General features: G+C 60.5%; 18 protein-coding genes and 1 pseudogene. 10 read left to right on the top strand and 9 right to left on the bottom strand.

Annotated features, from left to right (window positions below):
- Window positions 1-86: 86 nt before the first annotated feature.
- From manD to ACZ5SR_RS15020, 8 genes are all read right to left on the bottom strand, one after another.
- Complete coding sequence (gene manD / locus ACZ5SR_RS15055; RefSeq protein ID WP_464449433.1) at window positions 87-1,307, bottom strand: D-mannonate dehydratase ManD; 1,221 nt, start codon at window positions 1,305-1,307, stop codon at window positions 87-89.
- A gap of 17 nt (window positions 1,308-1,324) precedes the next feature.
- Complete coding sequence (locus tag ACZ5SR_RS15050) at window positions 1,325-2,728, bottom strand: mannitol dehydrogenase family protein (RefSeq protein ID WP_464449432.1); 1,404 nt, start codon at window positions 2,726-2,728, stop codon at window positions 1,325-1,327.
- Window positions 2,729-2,779: 51 nt separating this feature from the next.
- Entirely contained in the window at window positions 2,780-3,832 is a 1,053-nt protein-coding gene (locus ACZ5SR_RS15045) for a malate/lactate/ureidoglycolate dehydrogenase (protein WP_464449431.1), read from the bottom strand.
- Window positions 3,833-3,875: 43 nt separating this feature from the next.
- Window positions 3,876-5,405 (bottom strand): UxaA family hydrolase, encoded by a 1,530-nt coding sequence (locus tag ACZ5SR_RS15040; protein WP_464449430.1) that lies wholly within the window; start codon window positions 5,403-5,405, stop codon window positions 3,876-3,878.
- A gap of 45 nt (window positions 5,406-5,450) precedes the next feature.
- Window positions 5,451-6,845, bottom strand: coding sequence for a TRAP transporter large permease (locus tag ACZ5SR_RS15035; RefSeq protein ID WP_464449429.1), 1,395 nt, complete (start codon window positions 6,843-6,845; stop codon window positions 5,451-5,453).
- A 21-nt stretch (window positions 6,846-6,866) separates the two neighbouring features.
- The gene (locus ACZ5SR_RS15030) at window positions 6,867-7,442 is read right to left on the bottom strand and encodes a TRAP transporter small permease (protein WP_464449428.1); all 576 of its coding nucleotides are present in this window, start codon (window positions 7,440-7,442) and stop codon (window positions 6,867-6,869) included.
- Between the two features lie 123 nt (window positions 7,443-7,565).
- Window positions 7,566-8,555, bottom strand: a complete 990-nt coding sequence (locus ACZ5SR_RS15025) for a sialic acid TRAP transporter substrate-binding protein SiaP (protein ID WP_464449427.1) — start codon at window positions 8,553-8,555, stop codon at window positions 7,566-7,568.
- A 54-nt stretch (window positions 8,556-8,609) separates the two neighbouring features.
- A complete protein-coding gene (locus ACZ5SR_RS15020) occupies window positions 8,610-9,338 on the bottom strand; it encodes a FadR/GntR family transcriptional regulator (protein WP_464449426.1) in 729 nt (242 codons plus the stop codon).
- A gap of 249 nt (window positions 9,339-9,587) precedes the next feature.
- On the opposite strand from ACZ5SR_RS15020, the gene ACZ5SR_RS15015 reads away from it, so the two are divergent.
- From ACZ5SR_RS15015 to ACZ5SR_RS14975, 9 genes and pseudogenes are all read left to right on the top strand, one after another.
- A complete protein-coding gene (locus ACZ5SR_RS15015) occupies window positions 9,588-10,703 on the top strand; it encodes a mandelate racemase/muconate lactonizing enzyme family protein (RefSeq protein ID WP_464449425.1) in 1,116 nt (371 codons plus the stop codon).
- The gene (locus tag ACZ5SR_RS15010) at window positions 10,700-11,449 is read left to right on the top strand and encodes an SDR family oxidoreductase (protein WP_464449424.1); all 750 of its coding nucleotides are present in this window, start codon (window positions 10,700-10,702) and stop codon (window positions 11,447-11,449) included. Before ACZ5SR_RS15015 ends, ACZ5SR_RS15010 begins: the two co-directional genes overlap by 4 nt.
- Window positions 11,450-11,480: 31 nt before the next feature.
- A pseudogene (locus ACZ5SR_RS15005) lies at window positions 11,481-12,239 on the top strand (SDR family NAD(P)-dependent oxidoreductase).
- Window positions 12,240-12,265: 26 nt separating this feature from the next.
- On the top strand, window positions 12,266-13,129 hold the full coding sequence (locus tag ACZ5SR_RS15000; RefSeq protein WP_464449423.1) for a fumarylacetoacetate hydrolase family protein: 864 nt from the start codon (window positions 12,266-12,268) through the stop codon (window positions 13,127-13,129).
- 164 nt (window positions 13,130-13,293) lie between these two features.
- The gene (locus tag ACZ5SR_RS14995; protein ID WP_464449422.1) at window positions 13,294-14,040 is read left to right on the top strand and encodes a TetR/AcrR family transcriptional regulator; all 747 of its coding nucleotides are present in this window, start codon (window positions 13,294-13,296) and stop codon (window positions 14,038-14,040) included.
- Window positions 14,041-14,083: 43 nt separating this feature from the next.
- Window positions 14,084-15,895 carry an acyl-CoA dehydrogenase C-terminal domain-containing protein gene (locus ACZ5SR_RS14990; RefSeq protein ID WP_464449421.1) on the top strand — a complete coding sequence of 604 codons (1,812 nt, stop codon included), beginning with the start codon at window positions 14,084-14,086 and terminating at the stop codon, window positions 15,893-15,895.
- Between the two features lie 30 nt (window positions 15,896-15,925).
- Window positions 15,926-16,369, top strand: a complete 444-nt coding sequence (locus tag ACZ5SR_RS14985) for a DUF2147 domain-containing protein (protein ID WP_464449420.1) — start codon at window positions 15,926-15,928, stop codon at window positions 16,367-16,369.
- A gap of 36 nt (window positions 16,370-16,405) precedes the next feature.
- A complete protein-coding gene (locus ACZ5SR_RS14980) occupies window positions 16,406-17,167 on the top strand; it encodes an enoyl-CoA hydratase (protein WP_464449419.1) in 762 nt (253 codons plus the stop codon).
- 44 nt (window positions 17,168-17,211) lie between these two features.
- Window positions 17,212-17,694, top strand: a complete 483-nt coding sequence (locus ACZ5SR_RS14975; protein WP_464449418.1) for a thioesterase family protein — start codon at window positions 17,212-17,214, stop codon at window positions 17,692-17,694.
- 13 nt (window positions 17,695-17,707) lie between these two features.
- Here the strand turns inward: ACZ5SR_RS14975 and ACZ5SR_RS14970 are convergent, their stop codons facing one another.
- Window positions 17,708-18,118: an acyl-CoA thioesterase gene (locus tag ACZ5SR_RS14970; RefSeq protein ID WP_464449417.1), complete on the bottom strand. Its 411-nt coding sequence runs from the start codon at window positions 18,116-18,118 to the stop codon at window positions 17,708-17,710.
- A gap of 41 nt (window positions 18,119-18,159) precedes the next feature.
- Between ACZ5SR_RS14970 and ACZ5SR_RS14965 the strand changes: the two genes are divergently transcribed.
- Window positions 18,160-19,998 carry an ABCB family ABC transporter ATP-binding protein/permease gene (locus ACZ5SR_RS14965; protein WP_464449416.1) on the top strand — a complete coding sequence of 613 codons (1,839 nt, stop codon included), beginning with the start codon at window positions 18,160-18,162 and terminating at the stop codon, window positions 19,996-19,998.
- The last annotated feature ends 3 nt before the right edge of the window (window positions 19,999-20,001 follow it).

Here is a 20,001-nt window from a genome sequence, read left to right as displayed (position 1 = left end):
CGGATTGGCCGCGACTTTTTGAGGGCTGGCCCGGATGAAGGGCCCATGTCTTGGGGCGCTGCCGTGCAGTCAGTGACCTTTTGACTTCACCAATTCCACAGCGTTCCATCATGCTGCAACCGGTTCACCGGCAAATAAGCCCTTTGGTACGGGTACTTGGCGGCCAGCTTTTCGTCGATGTCCACGCCGTGACCAGGTGACTCGCCGCAGTGCATCATGCCGCGCTCAAAGCGGTAATCATGCGGGAAGACCGACAGCATTTCTTCGCTGTGCGGCATGAACTCTTGCACGCCGAAGTTGGGCACCCAGGTGTCAAAGTGCAGGGCTGCGCCCATGCACACGGGTGACAGGTCGGTCGCACCGTGGCAGCCGGTGCGCACTTGGTAGAGACTGGCCAGGTCGGCGATGCGGCGCAGGTGGGTGATGCCGCCCGCGTGGACCACGGTGGTGCGGATGTAGTCGATCAGCTGTTTTTCGATCAGCGTCTTGCAGTCCCAGATGCTGTTGAAAATCTCGCCCACCGCGATCGGCGTGGTGGTGTGCTGGCGTATCCATTGGAAAGCGTCCTGGTTCTCGGCCGGGGTCGGGTCTTCCATCCAGAACAGGCGCACCGGCTCCAGCGCTTTGCCCAGTTGACCTGCCTCAATCGGCGTCAGGCGGTGGTGCACGTCGTGCAGCAAATGGATGTCTGGGCCCACGGCTTCGCGCACGGCTTCAAACAGGCCGGGGGTGTGGCGCAAATACTTTTCGGTGCTCCAGTCGTGCTCGCTGGGCAGGTTGCCGTCGGCGGGCTCGTACATGCGCTTAGTACCGCTGTTGCCGCTGACGCCATAGACCTTGTTCAAGCCCGGCACGCCGCTTTGGGCGCGGATGGCCAGGTAGCCTTCTTCTTTGTGGCGCAAAACTGCGTCCACGGTTTCTTCTGTGTCGCGGCCGTTGGAATGGCCGTAGACCATGACCCCGGTGCGGCTGCGCCCGCCCAGCAGCTGGTACAGCGGCATGTTGGCCATCTTGGCCTTGATGTCCCACAGCGCGGTGTCCACGGCGGCAATAGCGCTCATGGTCACCGGGCCGCGCCGCCAGTAAGCGCCTTTGTAGAGGTACTGCCAGATGTCTTCGATCTGCTGCGGGTCGCGTCCGATCAGGCAGGGCAGAACATGGTCTTCGAGGTAGCTGACCACCGCCAGTTCGCGGCCATTGAGTGTGGCGTCACCCACGCCGTACACGCCTTGGTCGGTCTCGATCTTGAGGGTGACGAAGTTGCGGCCGGGGCAACAAACGATGACGCGGGCGGCGGTGATTTTCATGGCGCTGGCCTCCGTGTTCAGGCTTCTTCTTGCAGCAATTTCTGGATGGCCGCGTCCACACCGTGCAGCAGGACTTGCTGGTGCCAGTGCATGACGCGGGCGATCCAAGCGGCGTGTTGGGGCAGGGCGCTGCCCCAGAGGTCTTCGCGGGCCAGCAGGGCGCGCACGCAGGCCTCGGGCTCGGTGCGCTGGGCTGCACCCAGTGCCATCAGGCTGCCTGCTTGCGGGTCGTTCAGAGCGTAGGCCTGACCCTGCTCGTCCACGCCCAGCGTGTAGCGCACAAATACGGCGGCGGCCAGCGCGTGGTGTTCAAACGAAGCACCCTGAGCGATCTGGCCCAGCACCGAAGGCGGCCAGCGCTGAGGTATTTTTTGCGAGCTGTCGGTGGCGATTTGGTGCACGCTGTGCTTCAAATACGGGTTGCCAAAGCGGGCGATCAGCGCGGTTCGGTAATCGGCCCAATCGCTGCGGCTCAAGTGCGGCGCGACTTCTTGACCCATCAAGCGGAACACAAATTCTCGGATGTGCGGCACGCCAATGCAGCTGGCAATGAAAGGCCTGCCCGTGACGGCGCCCATCAGCGCCATGGCCGTGTGGCTGCCGTTGAGCATGCGCAGCTTGGCTTCTTCGTAGCTGTGCACTTCACCCGTCACACGCACACCTGCGCTTTGCAGCAAAGCGGCGTCAGACGGGTCCGCAAAGCGGTCTTCGACCACCCATTCCCAAAAACCTTCTGTGCTGAGTGACGCGTCATCGCGCAGGCCCAGCGCCTGGCTGGCGGCTGCCAGCACTTCAGGTGTGGCGGCGGGCACGATGCGGTCGACCATGCTGCACGGAAAGGCGCAATGCGCATCGAGCCAGTGCAGCAGGGCGCTGTCTTGTGCAGTCGTTGCTGCTTTCACCAATGCCTGCAATTTGTGGCCGTTACCTTGCAGGTTGTCGCACGACGCGATGGTGATGCCCGGCAAGCCGCTTTGCTGGCGCAGGCGCAAGCCATCGAGCAGCAGTTGCCCCAAAGCGGGGGTGTAGCCTTTTTCGGTGACGGTGAGCGTGACCCAGCGGGTACTGGGTGCGGCGATGGCTTGCACCACCGTTTCGCGTTCGGTGGCGGCCACATTCGTCCGCCAGAGTGCACCGGGCACTTGCCACTTCACACCAGTGCCATCGGCCACGCGCACGGCGTACAAGCCGTCTTGCGCACGCAGCAGATTGACCAAGTCGGGCCGCGTCGTGCCGATGCCGTGGATGCCCCAGCGCGTGTCGCCCGTGCTCAGCAGTTGGTCAAACACCATGGCCTGGTGTGCCCTGTGAAAGGCACCCAGCCCCAGGTGCACCACGCCGGGGGCATGGCGGCGGCGGTCATAAATCGGTGTGTGGATGTCAGCGGGCAGCGATGCCAGGGTGAGGGCTGAGAGGTGCATGGGTGTCTAAGGGTGTGCGTCCCAACGGTGAAGGTCGCGGTCAGTCAATGGTCATCGTCCTGCCAGCTTTTTCTCTGACGCTTCAATCTCGGCCCAGGTGGCGTCGTCGATCCAGATGCCGTTTTGTTCGCGCTCGGCGCGTGCGGTGCGTTCCGGTTCGCCTGCCAGCTTGACGCCATCGCTGCCGGGGGCATCGGGGCTTTGGCGCAGCCAGTCGGCAAAGGCCAGGGCTTCTTGCTCGAACATGTCTTGTGTGCCCAAGCGCACAGGGTCGATCAGCATGGTCAGCATGCCGTTGAGCACCGCGCGTTGGTGGTCGGCCTCGCGGTGCCAGGTGCCGCTGCCGGTGAGCGCACCACCCAGCAGCTCGCAGGCCATGGCCATGCCAAAGCCTTTGTGGTCGCCAAAGGTCATGAGTGCGCCAAACATACCGTTGGACTGCGGCACCACCACCACGCCGGGGTTGGTGGTGGGGTGGCCGTGTTCGTCGATCAAGTAGCCGGGAGGCACTTGCTCGCCCTTGTTGTGGGCCACACGCATCTTGCCTTGCGCCACGCGGCTGGTGGCAAAGTCCAGTACAAAGGGTTCGCGGCTGCCCATGGGCACACCGATGCAGCAGGGGTTGGTGCCAAAGCGGCCATCGCCACCGCCGAAGGGCGCAACCACGGGGCGCGAGAGCACGTTCACAAAATGCATCGACACCAGGCCCTGGGCCACGGCCATTTCGGCAAAGTGCCCGATGCGGCCCAAGTGGTGTGAGCGGCTGAGCGCCACGGTGCACACACCGTGCTGCTTGGCGCGTTCAATGCCCATCTGCATGGCCTGCACGCCGGTGATCTGGCCGTAGCCGCGCTGGCCGTCCAGATTCAAAAGGGGTCCGGTGTCCAGCATCACCTTCACACCCGTGTTGGGTGACAGACCGCCTTCGAGTACGGCGTCCACATAGCGCGGCACCATACCCACGCCGTGAGAGTCGTGCCCGCTCAGGTTGGCCATGACCAGGTTGTCGGCCACCTGTGCGGCCTCGGCCGGGGCGCTGCCTGCTTGTTCAATGATGCGGGCGACTTTGGCACGCAGCTCGGCGGCTTGGATGCGTTGGCTCATGAGGAAGCTTTCAATAAAACGAGGGAAAAACCGTCATGTGCACTCACATCACGGCGCCCACTTGCCATGGCACAAATTCGTTTTGACCGTAGCCATGGCGCTCGCTCTTGGTGGGCTCGCCTGACGCCGCAGCCAAAATCATTTCAAAGATGCGCTGGCCCATCTCGGCGATGCTCACGCCGCCGTCCACGATCTCGCCGCAGTTCAGGTCCATGTCCTCTTCCTGTTTTTTCCACAAAGCGGTGTTGGTCGAGAACTTGAGGCTGGGCGAAGGGGCGCAGCCATAAGCGCTGCCACGCCCGGTGGTGAAACAAATCAGGTTGGCGCCACCGGCCACTTGGCCCGTGGCGCTCACCGGGTCATAGCCCGGTGTGTCCATGTAGACAAAGCCTTTGGCCGTGACCGGCTCGGCATATTCGTACACCGCTTGCAGGTTGCTGGTGCCGCCCTTGGCCACGGCGCCCAAAGACTTTTCAAGGATGGTGGTCAGGCCGCCCGCCTTGTTGCCGGGAGAGGGGTTGTTGTTCATCTCGCCGCCGTTGATGGCGGTGTAGTTTTCCCACCATTTGATGCGCTCGATCAGTTTGTGCGCCACCTCGGGTTTGACGGCGCGGCGTGTGAGCAAGTGCTCGGCGCCATATATCTCGGGCGTTTCACTCAGGATCGCGGTGCCGCCGTGCTGCACCAGCAGGTCCACCGCCGCGCCCAGTGCTGGGTTGGCGCTGATGCCCGAATAACCATCCGAACCGCCACACTGCAGGCCCACGGTGATGTGTTCGGCGCTGCAAGGCTCGCGGGTGATGGCGTTGGCGCGGGGCAGCATCTCTTCGATCAAGGCAATGCCTTTTTCGACCGTGAGGCGTGTGCCGCCCGAGTCTTGGATGTTGAAGACCTTGAGCGTCTCGCCTACGCGCAAGCTGCTGTGCGCCAGCCAGGTGCTGAGCTGGTTGGCCTCGCAGCCCAGACCCACCACCACCACGCCCCAAAAGTTGGCGTGGGTGGCGTAACCTGCCAAGGTGCGCTCCAAAAGCTGGATGCCCAGACCTTCGGTGTCCATGCCGCAGCCGGTGCCGTGCGTCAACGCGATCACACCGTCCACATTCGGAAAGTTGGCGAGTGCCGCGGGGTTGTTGCGTCTGGAGAAATGGTCGGCAATGGCTCGTGCAGCGGTGGCCGAGCAATTCACGCTCGAGAGCACACCGATGTAGTTGCGTGTGGCCACACGACCGTCCGAGCGTTTGTAGCCCATGAAAGTCGCCTGCTTGCGTGCTGGCTCGGGCTTCACGTCTTGGCCAATGGCGTAGTCGCGCTCGAAGTTGCCTTTGTCTGCGCCCATGTTCAGGTTGTGCGTGTGCACATGTTCGCCTGGCGCAATGGCTTGGTGGGCAAAACCAATGATCTGGTTGTAGCGACGCACCGGCTCGCCCACGGCGATGGCGCGGGTGGCGACTTTGTGGCCCGGTGGGATCAGACCGCGCGCGGCCACGCCGTCTACGGTGCTGCCGCTCATGAGTTGGCTGCGGGCAATGACCACGTCGTCAGACGGGTGCAGGCGAATGAAGAGATTGGACATGTTGAGGGTCGTTTAAAAATGGGGCCAAACACCCGCCCCGTGGATTCAATAAAACTGCTTGGGCAACCACAGCACCAGGCTGGGGAAGTAGGTGATGACGGCCAAGCTGCCCAACAAAGGGAACAGCCAAGGCAAGATGGCCATGGTGGTGCGCTCCACACTGAGCTTGGCCACCCTTGCCAACACAAACAGCACCATGCCCATGGGCGGGTGCAGCAAACCGATCATCAGGTTGAGCACCATGACCAAACCGAAGTGCACCAGGTCAATGCCCAGCTGCTGGCAAATGGGCACCAGGATCGGCACAAGGATGGTGATGGCGGCGGTGGGCTCGAGGAAGCAGCCCACAAACAGCATGAGCGCATTGGCCAGCAGCAAGAATACCCAAGGCTCTTGGGTGAAGCCCAGTACCCAAGCGGAGATGGCCGTGGTCACGCCTGTGGCCGTCAGCATCCAGCCAAAAATGCTGGCGGCGGCCACGATGAACAGCACGGTGGCAGTGGTTTCCACGGTGTCCAAGCAGATCTTCACGAACATCTTGAAGTTGAGCGTGCGGTACCAAAAGAAGCCCAAGGCAATCGCCCAGACGCAAGCCGCAATAGCCCCTTCGGTGGGGGTGAACACGCCGGTCGTCATGCCGCCAATCAAAATCACGGGGGTCATGATGGGCAACACAGCCTGGAAGTCAAAGAACTTGTCGGCGGCGAACAAAACGATCAGGGCGACAAACACGGTGATTTGCGGCGGTGTGCCCAAGGCGGTGACCAGCCACCAAATGGCAAGAGGCCAGCCCACCACCACAGCGGTTTCGGCCAAGGCCTTGATGACTTTGGGCCACTCGAATTTCACATCGGCGCCCCAGCCGTTCTTGTGCGCGAAATAGGCCACCGTCAGCATCATTAAGAGGGCCATGAAGATGCCGGGCAAGATGCCTGCGAGGAACAGCGCACCCACCGACACGTTCGCCATCATGCCGTAGATCACAAAGGGCAAGCTGGGCGGAATGATGGGGCCCAGGGTGGCCGAAGCGGCGGTGACGCCCACGGCAAATTCGGTGCTGTAGCCATGGTCTTTCATGGCCTTGATCTCGATGGTGCCCAGGCCTGCGGCATCGGCAATGGCGGTGCCGCTCATGCCCGCAAACACGACCGAACCCACCACGTTGACGTGGCCCAAGCCCCCTTTGAGCCAGCCCACCAAAGCCAATGCGTAGTTGTAGATGCGGTTGGTGATGCCCGCGTTGTTCATCAGGTTACCGGCCAGAATGAAGAAGGGCACGGCCAGCAGCGGAAAGCTGTCAATGCCGGAGACCATGCGGTGGATGACCACAAAGGGGGGCGAGCTTTCGGCAAACAAGAGGTAAATCAGCGAAGCGCCGGCCATGGCAATGGCCACTGGGATGCCGCCGCTCATGAGGATGAGGAAAAGGATCTTCAACATGGAGAACTTTCTAAGGGCGTTTCAGCGGTCGGTCATTTCGGACTCGGGGCGTTGCAGCACGGTGTAGCCGCGCTGCCAATGGACCTTGGCCACCCACATGGCGCGTAGGCACATGGCTGCAAACCCGGCCATCACCACGCCATAGACGAGGTTCATGGGCAAGTCGATGATGGTCATCTTGTAGCTGCCCAGTTTTTCCATCATCTGGCCTGTGAGGAAGGTGGCCGCGGCAAAGAAGGCGATGCGCATCACATCGACCACCACGCCCATGGCACGGCCCATCCAGTCGGGCATGAAGCGAAAGAAGAAGTCCACTTGGATGTGGTTGTTTTTGGCCACACCGATGGTGGCGCCCGTGAAGACGGTGGCAATGAGCAGATAGCGCGCAATCTCTTCTGTCCAAGAGGCCGAGTTGTTCATCACGTAGCGTGTAAAAAATTGGTAAAAAACCGTCAGACCCAAAGCCCAGAAGAAGGCCAGAGCCACCCAGGCTTCAATGGGCGTTCCCGACAGATCGACGTCGTCGTCGGTGGCGTGGAACTGGCCATCGTCGCCCATGACTTTGGGCATGGCATCGAGGTCGGGGAGGTTGCTCATGGGGTGTCCTTGGGATCGAAAACTTGGCCGCATGAGCAGACCGAACTCAGCGAGTTCGGTCTGCAAGGGATGGCCAAAGCATCAGGTCTGTGCCATCGGCACAAAACCTGATGGGGGAGCGCTTTACTTGGCCGCCTGGATTTTGTCGAAGTCAGACTGTGTGAAACCCATGGAGGTCAGAGGTTTGTTTTTCAGCACAGCGTCCTGGAACGACTTGCGGTCCACCTGCACGATTTGCAGGCCTTTTTTCTTGAACTCATCGACCAACTCGGCTTCGCGGGCCTTGATCTTGGCAGTGGCGCGCACAGCGGCTTCTTGCGTCACGTCGGTGAAGATCTTCTTCTCGGCATCGCTGAGCTTGTTCCAGACGTGCGGCGCAATTTGGGTGGTCAAGCCGTCCACGATGTGGCCCGTCAGCATGATGGCCTTTTGCACTTCAAAGAACTTCTTGGCTTCGATGGTGGTCAAGGGGTTTTCTTGCGCCTCCACGGTGCCGTTTTGCAGGGCCAAGTACACCTCGGCAAAAGCTATGGGTGTGGGGTTGGCGCCGCAGGCCTCAGGTGTGGCGCGGTATGCCGGCACATCGGGCACGCGGATCTTGATGCCCTTCATGCCTGCGCAGTTGGTGAAGGCTTTTTGGGCCGTGGTGTGGCGTGCGCCGTAGTAGGTGTAAGCCGTGACCTGGATACCGGTTTTGCTGCGGAATTCGTTGACCATCTCCTGGAACACAGGGCTCTTGGAGTAGGCAATCAGGTGGTCACCATCGCGGAAGATGAAGGGGTAGTAGGCAATGCCAAAACGTGGGTAGGTGCGGGCAGCGAACGAGGGGCCGCTGATGATCATGTCGACTGTGCCCAGGGTCAGGCCTTGGTTGATGTCGGTTTCTTTGCCCAGCGTGGAGGCAGGGAAGACCTGGATGTCGAACTTGCCGTTGCTGCGCTTTTTGATTTCTTCTGCGGCCCACACCGATTCGGTGTGATAGGGCTCAGAGGTCTCGTAGACGTGGGCCCACTTGAGTTTTTGTTGGGCCTGCGCACCTGTACTCATCAGCAGGGTGCCCATGGCCACGGCGCCCAATGCGGCCAAGGTCTTCAGTGCGAATCGTTTGCTCATCGTTGTCTCCTCGTTGGTTTTAAAAAATTGCTGACGCTGGAACAGAAAACCACCCTATCGGGCGGGTGCGCGGCGCCAGCTCGCGCTGTATCTTTTGTGGGCTTGTTTCAGGTGCTTTTGCATGGCTTTACGGGCCGCACTGCTGTCACGTGCTTCAATAGCGTGCATCACTTCCTGGTGTTCTGCAATGGCGGTTTGCCATGAGGCGGGGTGTTCAAAATAATCCCCCAACCGTTCAAACAAGGGGCCGTTGCGGGCCATCCAGTAACGCTGCACCGTGTCCAGCAGCACGCTGTTGCCGCAGGCTTGGGCGATGGCCTCGTGAAACGCTTCATCGCCCTGACGAGGCACTTCATCACGGGCAGCTTCGAGCTTCATTTGTTGCAGGCCGCTCTTGATGGCTTTGAGGTCACCCTTCTGGGCGTTGGCAGCAGCAAGGGCCGCCACTTCGGCCTCGACCAGAATTCGGGCGCTCATGACCTCCAGCGGCCCCCAGTTGGCAGGGGTGTTGTCGTCCAACTCTGACGCGGACGCTGCCGACTTGGCCGCTTTGATTTGCCGCACATAAATGCCAGAACCCGTGCGCACTTCGATCATGCCTTCGACCTCCAGCGCGATCAAGGCTTCGCGCACTGAGGGACGGCTCACGCCCAGTTGGGCCGCCAAGTCTCGTTCAGCCGGTAGGCGTGAACCCAAGGCGAATTCGCCCGACGCCATCAATTGCCGAACTTGTTCGGCAATCTGGCGGTACAGGCGCTGCGGAGCCAAGGGTTGCAAAGGCATTTGGGTGATCAGGGATAACGCGAATTGGATAAGTGGTCAGACCAGTTGCACAATCATCACATGTTCGATTGGTATTGCAACTCCGCACAAACCCGCACCACAGCTGTCACGCAAACGACGCTCGCAGCGGTGGAAATGTCTCATGCTGCAAAGCCTTAAAACCCATGCATCCGCGGGTGTCGCGGCTGACGCTGTTTCTGCTGCACTTGATCGCTTTGCACATTTTTCCAACCCGCCCTGCTGCCCCAAATGAGCCCCGTCATCATTGAGCGCGTGAGCCTTAGGCAAGTCAACTTGCCGCCCAAGGTTTTGCGCACCGACGCTATCCAGTCGTTTGTGACGCAAGAAACCATTTTGCTCACGCTGCACTGCAGTGATGGCATCGCGGCGACGGGTTATGCCTACACGATCGGCACGGGCGGCTCTTCGGTCATCGCCTTGCTCAAGGACCATTTGGCCCCACGCCTGATTGGGCGGGATCCGGTCATGGTCGAGGCGATCTGGAAAGACTTGTTTTTTCACACCCACGCCACCGCTGTGGGGGCCATGACGAGCTTGGCCCTGGCCTGTGTGGACACGGCCTTGTGGGATTGGCGTGCTCAAAGCCAAGGCCTGCCGCTCTGGCGCTTGCTGGGCGGTGCGCAAGAGCGTGTGCCGCTCTACACCACCGAGGGTGGCTGGCTGCATTTGTCGCCCGAGGCGCTGGTGGACCAAACTTTGGAGGCACAAGCCCAAGGCTTCAAAGGTGCGAAGATCAAAATTGGCCGACCCCATGTGAGCGAAGACGTGGCACGCCTGAGTGCGGTGCGCGACGCCGTGGGGGCGGGCTTTGAGCTGATGACCGATGCCAACCAAGGCTTCAACCGCGCAGAAGTCGTGCGCCGTGCGCGGGCTTTTGATGGGTTGGGCCTGGCTTGGATCGAAGAACCCTTGCCCGCCGAAGACGTGTCGGGCCACCGCCAGTTGCGCGAGCACACCACCATCCCCGTGGCGGTGGGCGAGTCGATGTACCACCCGATGCAGTTCCGTGAATATTTGGAGCAGGGTGCTTGTTCGATCGTGCAGCCCGATGTGGCGCGCATCGGCGGGATCACACCCTGGATCAAGACCGCGCACTTGGCAGAAACCTTTGACGTGGCGGTGTGCCCGCACTTCTTGATGGAGTTGCATGTGAGCCTGTGTGCGGCCGTGCCCAACGCCACTTGGGTGGAATACATCCCGCAGCTCGACGACATCACCACTTCGCGCATGCAGGTGCACGACGGTTATGCGCTGCCCCCCGAAACCCCGGGTCTTGGCATCGCCTGGGACTGGGCCGCTATTTCACAACGACAAACCACCCATCTGGAGATCCAAACCCCATGAGACTCAAAGGAAAAACCGCGCTGGTCACTGCCGCCGGCCAAGGCATTGGCCAGGCCGCTGCGCTGGCCATGGCCGCAGAAGGCGCCACCGTTTACGCCACCGATGTGAACGCCGAGCTGCTCAAGTCATATCAAGGGGTGGCCAATGTGCACACCGCCGTTTTGAACGTGCTCGACAAGAAAGCGATTGCCGCCCAGGTGGCCAGCTTGCCCCGCATCGACATCGTTTTCAACTGCGCGGGTTTTGTGCACAACGGCAACATCGAATTGGCCACCGACGAAGACTGGGACTTTGCCTTCAACCTGAACGTGCGCTCGCAGTTCTGGATGATTCAGGCGGTCATCCCCAAAATGGTGACGCAGTTTGCGCAAACCGGCCAAGGCGGCAGCATCATCAACATGGCCAGCGTGTGTTCCAGCGTGCGCGGCCTGCCCAACCGCTTCATTTACGGCACCAGCAAAGCGGCGGTGATTGGCCTGACCAAAAGCGTGGCCGCTGACTACGTGCGCCAGGGCGTGCGGTGCAATTGCATCTGTCCCGGTACGGTGGACACACCCTCGCTGCAAGACCGCATCAACAGCTATGCGGACCCGGTGCAGGCACGCCAGGATTTCATCAACCGCCAGCCCATGGGCCGTTTGGCCCAAGCGCACGAAATTGCACCCATCGTCACCTTTCTTGCTTCCGACGAATCCATCTTCGCCACAGGCAATGCCTACATGGTCGACGGTGGCATGACCATTTGATACGCAACACTTCAATCGCAGAAAGACACACATGAACTTGCTCGATATGAAAGGCCGCCACGCGGTCATCACCGGTGGGGCCACCGGTTTGGGTTATGCCATCGCACAGCGCATGCTCGCATCCGGTGCACGGGTCACGATCTGGGACCGTGATGTGGCGGGCATGACCCAAGCGGCCGAGCAACTGCGCAAGGGCCAGATGGGAGCGGTGGTCAATACGGTGCAAGTCGATGTGGCCGACCACGCCTCGGTCGTGCAGGCCACGTCGCAAACCACGGCGCTGGCAGGCGTCGATGTGCTGGTCAACAGCGCAGGCATCACCGGCCCCAACGTCAAAGTGTGGGACTACCCGGTCGATGCTTGGAAGCAGGTGTTCGATGTGAACGTGCACGGCCTGTTCCATTGCTGCCGCGAACTGAGCGCCCACATGAAGGCTCGCAACTACGGGCGCATCATCAACATCGCTTCGGTGGCAGGCAAGGACGGTAACCCCAACGCCAGTGCCTACAGCGCGAGCAAGGCGGCCGTGATTGGTCTCACCAAATCGCTGGGCAAAGAACTGGCCGACACGGGGGTGCGCGTCAACTGTGTCACCCCGGCGGCTGTGAAGACGGCCATTTTTGATCAAATGACGCCCGAGCACATCCAGTTCATGCTGTCCAAGATCCCGATGGCCCGCTTTGGCGAGCCCGAATAAGTCGCTGCCATGGTGACTTGGCTCAGTACCGAAGAATGTTCCTTCTCTACCGGCGCGGTCTTTGACCTGTCCGGTGGCCGTTCCACTTATTGATTCTGTTCAAACACTGAAAGGTATTTATGAAACTCGTTCGTTATGGCCAACCCGGCAAAGAAAAACCAGGACTGATCGATGCCGATGGCCGCTTGCGCGACCTGAGCGGTGTGGTCAAAGACATCACACCCGAGCAACTGAGTGACAAGGCGCTGGCCAAGCTGGCCAAGGTCAAGACCGACAAGTTGCCTTTGGTGCGCGGCAAAAAGCGTTTTGGCACCCCCATTTCGTCCACCAGCAAGTTCATTGCCATTGGCCTGAACTATGCCGACCACGCGGCCGAATCGGGCATGCCGATTCCCAAAGAGCCCATCGTGTTCACCAAGGCGATCTCGTGCATTCAAGGTGCGGACGACGACGTCATGCTGCCCAAAGGCTCCAAGAAGTCCGATTGGGAAGTCGAGCTGGGCATCGTGATCGGCACCCGCGCACGCTATGTCACCCAAAAAGACGCGATCAGCCATGTGGCCGGTTACTGCGTGGTCAACGATGTGAGCGAGCGCGAATACCAGCTGGAGTTGGGCGGCAGCTGGGACAAGGGTAAGGGTTGCGACACCTTTGGCCCCGTGGGCCCCTGGCTGGTCACGCGTGACGAAGTGCCCAACCCACAGGCCCTGGGCATGTGGCTGGATGTGAACGGCGTGCGTTTTCAAACCGGCAACACCAAGACCATGATCTTTGGGGTGGCCAAGCTGGTGAGCTACGTGAGCCAGTTCATGACCCTGGAGCCCGGCGACATCATCACCACCGGTACGCCGCCTGGCGTGGGCATGGGCGTGAAGGTCGACGGCAAACCTGCGCCTGTGTTTTTGAAGCGTGGCGATGTCATGCGTTTGGGCATCGACGGTCTGGGTGAGCAAACCCAGAAAGTCGTTGCCTTCAAGGCCTGATGCCTTTTTGATCCCTTGGATCCAGCCCCCGACTCGATCGGGGGACTGGTTTTCAGCGCTTACTTTCGGTCCGACGCTCCTGATTTACCCTTGATCGCTGAGGTGGTTTGCGTTTCAGGGTGAATTTGGTGCAAAATAGAACGGTCGTTCTTTTTTGATGCACCATGACCGATCATAAAAAACCCTCAAAAGTTGAAAGTTTGCCTGCGCCAGAGGCAGGTCGTCGCGTGCTGATCAAGGGTCAGCAAACGAAGGCGGTGATCATTGATGCTGCTTTGGGCCTGGCCTCGCAAATTGGTCTCGAAGGCCTGTCTATTGGCGCGGTGGCCGAGGTCACGGGCATGAGCAAGTCGGGCGTTTTTGCCCACTTTGGCTCACGCGAAGAATTGCAGATTTCTGTCATTCGCGAATACCACGACCGTTTTGAGGCCGAGGTGTTTTACGCCGCCATGCAAAAGCCCAGAGGTTTGCCGCGCCTGCAGGCTTTGTTTGACAACTGGATGGTGCAGACCTCGGCCGAGATCGACTCGGGCTGCATTTACATCAGTGGTGCGGTGGAATTTGACGACCGCAGCGGCCCGGTGCGTGATGCACTGGCCTCATCGGTGTCCACCTGGCAAACCGCTTTGCGCCGTGCCGTTGAGCTGACGCAAGACGAAGGCCAGCTCAGCCGCGCATCCGATGCCCATCAGATCGCTTTTGAAATCCATGGCCTGATTTTGGCGCTGCATTACGAAGCCCGTTTTTTGCGCAATCCCAGCGCTGCCGACCGCGCCCGCCAAGGCTTTCAGCACATCCTGGCCCGCTATGCAGGTCCTGGCGCACTGACTGCCACGGCGCCAGTCAGCACTCCCAAAACGCCCAAGCTCGTGGCCGTGCCCAAGGTCCGTCGCAAGCCAGCGAACGATTGATTTTTCCGAACCTTAACTCAATACCGATTCCAGGAGTTTTCTCATGCCCGTCTACAACCCGCCTCTCCGTGACATGCAATTTGTGTTGCATGAGTTGCTCAATGTGAGCGCCGAGCTCAAGGCGCTGCCCAAGCACGCCGACACCGATGCCGACACCATCAACGCGGTGCTGGAAGAAGGCGGCAAATTCGCCTCCGAGGTGATTTTTCCCATCAACGTCTCTGGCGACACGCAAGGCTGCGAGCTCAACCGCGAGACCCACGCCGTGAAAGCCCCAGACGGCTTCAAAGCCGCGTACGAGCAATACGTGGCCGGTGGTTGGGCGGCCCTGAGCTGCGACCCCGAATACGGTGGGCAGGGCTTGCCATTTGTGGTGAACCAGTGTTTCTACGAAATGCTCAACTCGTCCAACCAAGCCTGGACCATGTATCCCGGTTTGTCGCACGGCGCTTACGAAGCCTTGCATGCGCACGGCACGCCCGAGCAAAAAGCCTTGTACCTGCCCAAGCTCACCAGCGGCGAGTGGACCGGCACCATGTGCCTGACCGAGCCGCATTGCGGCACCGACCTGGGACTCTTGCGTTCCAAGGCCGAGCCCCAAGCCGATGGCACCTACCGCATCACCGGGCAAAAGATTTTCATCAGTGCAGGCGAGCACGACCTGGCCCCCAACATCGTGCACTTGGTGCTCGCCCGTTTGCCCGATGCCCCTCCCGGCAACAAAGGCATCAGCTTGTTTTTGGTGCCCAAGTTCAAGGTGTCGGCCGACGGCGTCATGGGTGAGCGCAATGGCATTTACTGCGGTGGCCTGGAGCACAAAATGGGCATCCACGGCAACGCCACTTGCCAAATGGTGTTGGACGACGCCGTGGGCACGATGGTGGGTCAGCCCAACAAGGGCTTGGCCGCGATGTTCGTGATGATGAACGCCGCCCGTTTGGGTGTGGGCAACCAGTCGCTCGGCCTGACCGAAGTGGCTTACCAAAACGCGTTGGCCTATGCCAAAGACCGTGTGCAAATGCGCTCGCTCACGGGTGTCAAAGCGCCCGGAAAACCCGCCGATCCGATCATCGTTCACCCCGATGTGCGCCGCATGCTGATGACGGCCAAGGCCTACGCCGAAGGTGGCCGCGCTCTGGCTTGCTACTGCGCTTTGTTGCTCGACAAAGAGTTCAACCACCCTGACGAGGCCGTCCGTGCCGAGGCTGCAGAAGTCGTGGCCCTGCTCACGCCCATCGTCAAAGCCTTCACCACCGACAACGCCTGGGAGGCCACTTCGGCCTGTATGCAAGTGTTTGGTGGCCACGGCTACATCAAGGAGTGGGGCATGGAGCAGTATGTGCGCGATGCCCGCATCAACATGATTTACGAAGGCACCAACACCATCCAGTCGCTCGATTTGTTGGGACGCAAAGTGCTGGGCAACCAAGGCGCCACACTCAAAAAGTTCGGCAAACTGGTCGAGCAACTGGTCAAGGCCGAAATGGCCAACGAGGCCATGGGTGAGTTCATCAAGCCGCTGGCCGATCTGGGCCAAAAGCTCACGCAGCTCACCGGCGAAGTGGGCATGAAAGCCATGAGCAATGCCGACGAAGTGGGTGCTGCTGCGGTGGATTACCTGCGCGTGGTGGGCCATTTGGTGCTGGGTTACTTCTGGGCCCGTTCGGCGCAAATTGCATTGGCCAAACTGGCCGAGGCCGACGAGGAAGCTCAGCGCCCCGACCCGTTCTACCAAGCCAAGCTGCAGACCGCGCGTTTTTACTTCACACGCCTGATGCCCGAAACATCGAGCCTGATGCGCCGCATCCGCGCTGGCAGCGATGTGTTGATGGACACCGATGCGGCGTTGGCCTGAACTCCACGCTTCATACAAAGGAACTACCCCATGATCAAAACCGCTTTGACCCTGAGTCTGGGCTTGCTGAGCTTGGCCGCTCACGCCCAAATGAGCCCGGTGGGCTTGTGGCGCAGCATCGACGACGAGACCAAGCAGCCCAAAGCTGAAATCCGCATCAGCCAAAACGCGGCGGGTGGCTTGTCGGGCGTGGTGGAAAGATCGCTGCAAAACAACCCCAACACCGAAGCCAACTGCAATTTGTGCACCGATGACCGCAAAGACAAACCCAAAATCGGCATGGAAATCATCCGGGGCGGTCAACAAAGTGACGGCAAAGCGGTGTGGGAGGGTGGGAAAATCCTCGATCCCGAGAACGGCAAAAACTACAGCCTGCGCCTGACCCCCATCGACGGAGGCAAAAAACTCGAAGTCCGTGGTTTCATTGGGGCGCCCATTTTGGGACGCACGCAAACCTGGATTCGGGTTCAGTAAGCCTTCTCGATCCTAAGACACACCACAAGGACCACCATGTCTGACATCCTGACCCACATTGACGCGGGGGTGATGACCATCACCTTCAACCGCTTGGACAAGAAAAACTCCATCACCTCGTCCATGTACGCAGCCATGGCCGATGCGGTGGCGCAGGCGGGGGCTGACCCGGCCGTTCGGGTGGTGGTGTTTCAAGGCCACGAGAGCATCTTCAGTGCGGGCAATGACATTGGTGACTTCTTGAACCAGCCGCCCAGCACACAAGAATCGCCCGTGTTCCGCTTCTTGCGTGGCATCGCCACCTTCGAAAAGCCACTGCTCGCCGCTGTGGCCGGGCCTGCGGTGGGCATTGGCACCACCATGCTGTTCCATTGCGACCTGGTTTATGCCGGTGACAACGCGGCGTTCTCCATGCCTTTTGTCAACTTGGGCCTGTGCCCTGAGGCGGCCTCGAGTTTTCTCGCGCCGCGCATGTTCGGCTACCACCGCGCCGCCGAAGCCCTGCTCATGGGCGAGCCGTTTTTTGCGGAAGCCGCGCAAGAAGTCGGCTTGGTCAACCGTGTCGTGCCGCCCACCGAAGTCAATGGCTATGCACAGGCGCAAGCCCGCAAGCTGGCAGGCAAACCACTGTCGTCTTTGATCGAGACCAAGCGCTTGATGAAAGGCGACACACAAGCCGTTTTGCAAAAGATGGACGAAGAGGGCAAGAGCTTTGGTCGCATGCTGCGCGAGCCTGCCGCCAAAGAGGCTTTTGGTGCTTTCATGGAAAAACGCAAGCCCGATTTTTCCAAGTTGTGAAGCGCTGGGGCTGCTGATGTCGGTTTCTCCCTAAAATCGACGGCATGCCCTACACCAAGCAGACCTCCATCGTTCTGGAACCCGAGTACATCGAGGGTTTTCGCCAGATTTACGAAGAAAAAATCGTCTTCAACAAAACTCTGGGCTTGAAGCTCGTCAAGGTCACGCCAGACGGCGTAGAGGCCCGCATCGAAATGCGGCCTGAGTTGGTGGGGCACTTTGCCTACAACCGCATCCACGGCGGCGTCATCAGCGCGGTGCTCGACGCCATTGGCAGCGCGGCCGTCATGGCGGCACTGGCCGCCAAACACATGGATGAGCCGCCCGCCAAGCGCCTGGAGCGCTTTGCCAAGCTGGGCACCATCGATTTGCGGGTGGACTACTTGCGCCCCGGCATCGGAGAGCACTTCACCATCACCGCCAACGCTTTGCGCGTGGGCTCGCGAGTGGGGTCATCGCGCATGGAGTTTTGTGGGCCCGACGGGACCTTGATGTCAACAGGCGCTGCGGCTTACATCGTGTCCTGATCGCCCCGGCGACTCACTCGGCAGGCACAGGCCTGGGCTTGCCCTGATCGTCCACCGCCACATAGGTCAGGTTCGCTTCGGTGACCTTGATGTACTGGCCTTGCAGCTGAAAGCGTTCGGCAAACACCTCGACCTTGACGGTGACCGAGGTGCGTCCCACGCGCACGATCCGCGAGAAAAACGACAGGATGTCGCCCACCTTGACGGCTTGCTTGAAGATGAACTCATTGACCGCCACGGTGACCATGCGCCCGCGCACGCGCCGGGCAGGCAACACGGCGCCCGCCAAGTCGACCTGGGCCATGACCCAGCCGCCAAAAATATCGCCGCTGGCGTTGCAGTCGGCGGGCATGGGGATGACCTTGAGCACCAGCTCCTGGTCGGTGGGCAAAGACACGGCTTGGGGGTGTGGGGCGGCAGACATGGGCACAATCGGTGGTTAACGTCAAAATTGGATTGTCCCTTATGCGCCACCACGGCGAAACCGCTGCCTCCGCTTCTCCCCATGCCCCTGGCTCCAAGCCCGGGGCTGCGAACCCACCGCCGCCGGGTAACGATTGGAAAACCCTCTCGCGCCTCTTGCCTTACCTGTGGCAGTACAAATGGCGCGTGGTCATCGCCCTGAGCCTGATGGTGGGCGCCAAGCTGGCCAACGTCAGCGTGCCGCTGCTGCTCAAAGAGTTGGTGGACGCCATGAGCCTCAAGCCTGGCGACCCGCAAGCGGTGTTGGTGGTGCCGGTGGCACTGCTGGTGGGTTATGGGGCTTTGCGTTTGCTGACCTCGGCATTCACTGAATTGCGCGAGCTGGTGTTTGCCAAAGCCACACAAGGGGCTTCACGCAGCATTGCCCTGCAGACTTTTGAGCATTTGCATGCGCTCAGCCTGCGCTTTCATTTGGCACGGCAAACCGGCGGCATGACGCGCGACATCGAGCGCGGCGTGCGCGGCATCGAGTCGCTGATCTCGTATTCGCTGTACAGCGTCATCCCGACCTTGATCGAGGTGGGCTTGGTGCTGACCATTTTGGCCGTCAAGTTCGACGCCTGGTTCGCGGGCATCACCTTGGCAGCCTTGGCGTTTTATATTTTCTTCACGGTGCGTGTCACCGAGTGGCGCACCCAGTTTCGCAAGCAGGCCAACGAATTCGATTCGGCAGCCCACACGCGGGCGGTTGACTCGCTGCTGAACTATGAAACCGTCAAATACTTTGGCAATGAGCGCTTCGAAGCCGGCCGCTACGACGAAAGCCTGGAGCGGCTGCGCTTGTCGCGCCTGAAGGCGCAAACCTCCTTGTCCTTGCTCAACACCGGGCAGCAGCTCATCATCGCCTCGGCCTTGGTGGCCATGCTCTGGCGTGCCACCGAAGGCGTGGTGGCTGGGCGCATGACTTTGGGCGATCTGGTCATGATCAACGCTTTCATGATCCAGCTCTACATCCCGCTCAACTTTTTGGGTGTGCTGTACCGCGAGATCAAACAAAGCCTGACCGACCTGGACAAGATGTTTGTGTTGATGGACCGCGAACGCGAAGTGGCCGATGCACCGGGCGCACCTGCGCTGGCTTTGCAGGGCGCACCCGACGTGGAGTTTGACCGCGTGTCTTTTGCTTACGAAAGCGACCGCCCAATCCTCAAAAACATCAGCTTCACCATCCCGGCTGGCAAAACCGTGGCGGTGGTGGGGCCTTCGGGTTCAGGCAAGTCGACGCTGGCGCGTTTGATGTTCCGCTTTTACGATGTGCAGCAAGGCTTCATCCGCATCGCGGGCCAGGACATCCGGCAGGTCACGCAAGCCAGCGTGCGCCAAGCTTTGGGCATCGTGCCGCAAGACACGGTGCTGTTCAACGACAGCGTGGCCTACAACATCGCTTACGGCCGCCCCGGCGCCAGCCAGGCCGAGATCGAGGGTGCTGCGCGTTCGGCCCGCATTCACGACTTCATCGCCTCCACGCCCAAGGGTTACCAAACTTCGGTGGGCGAACGCGGGCTGAAATTGTCGGGTGGTGAAAAGCAGCGCGTGGCCATTGCCCGCACTTTGCTCAAAGACCCGCCGATTCTGGTGTTTGACGAGGCCACTTCGGCACTCGATTCCGCCAATGAACGCGCCATTCAGGCCGAGTTGTCCAGCGTGGCGCAAAACAAAACCACCCTGGTGATTGCGCACCGCTTGTCCACCGTGGTGGACGCGCACGAGATTTTGGTGATGGATGCCGGGCAGATCATCGAGCGCGGCAACCATGCCGAGTTGCTGGCACAACAAGGCCGCTACGCCAGCATGTGGGCTTTGCAGCAATCGGCCGATTGACGA

It is taken from the genome of Limnohabitans sp. TEGF002, from assembly GCF_055395845.1.
Note: the sequence above shows the minus strand (reverse complement) of the source record. Positions and strands in the feature narration are given on the sequence as shown.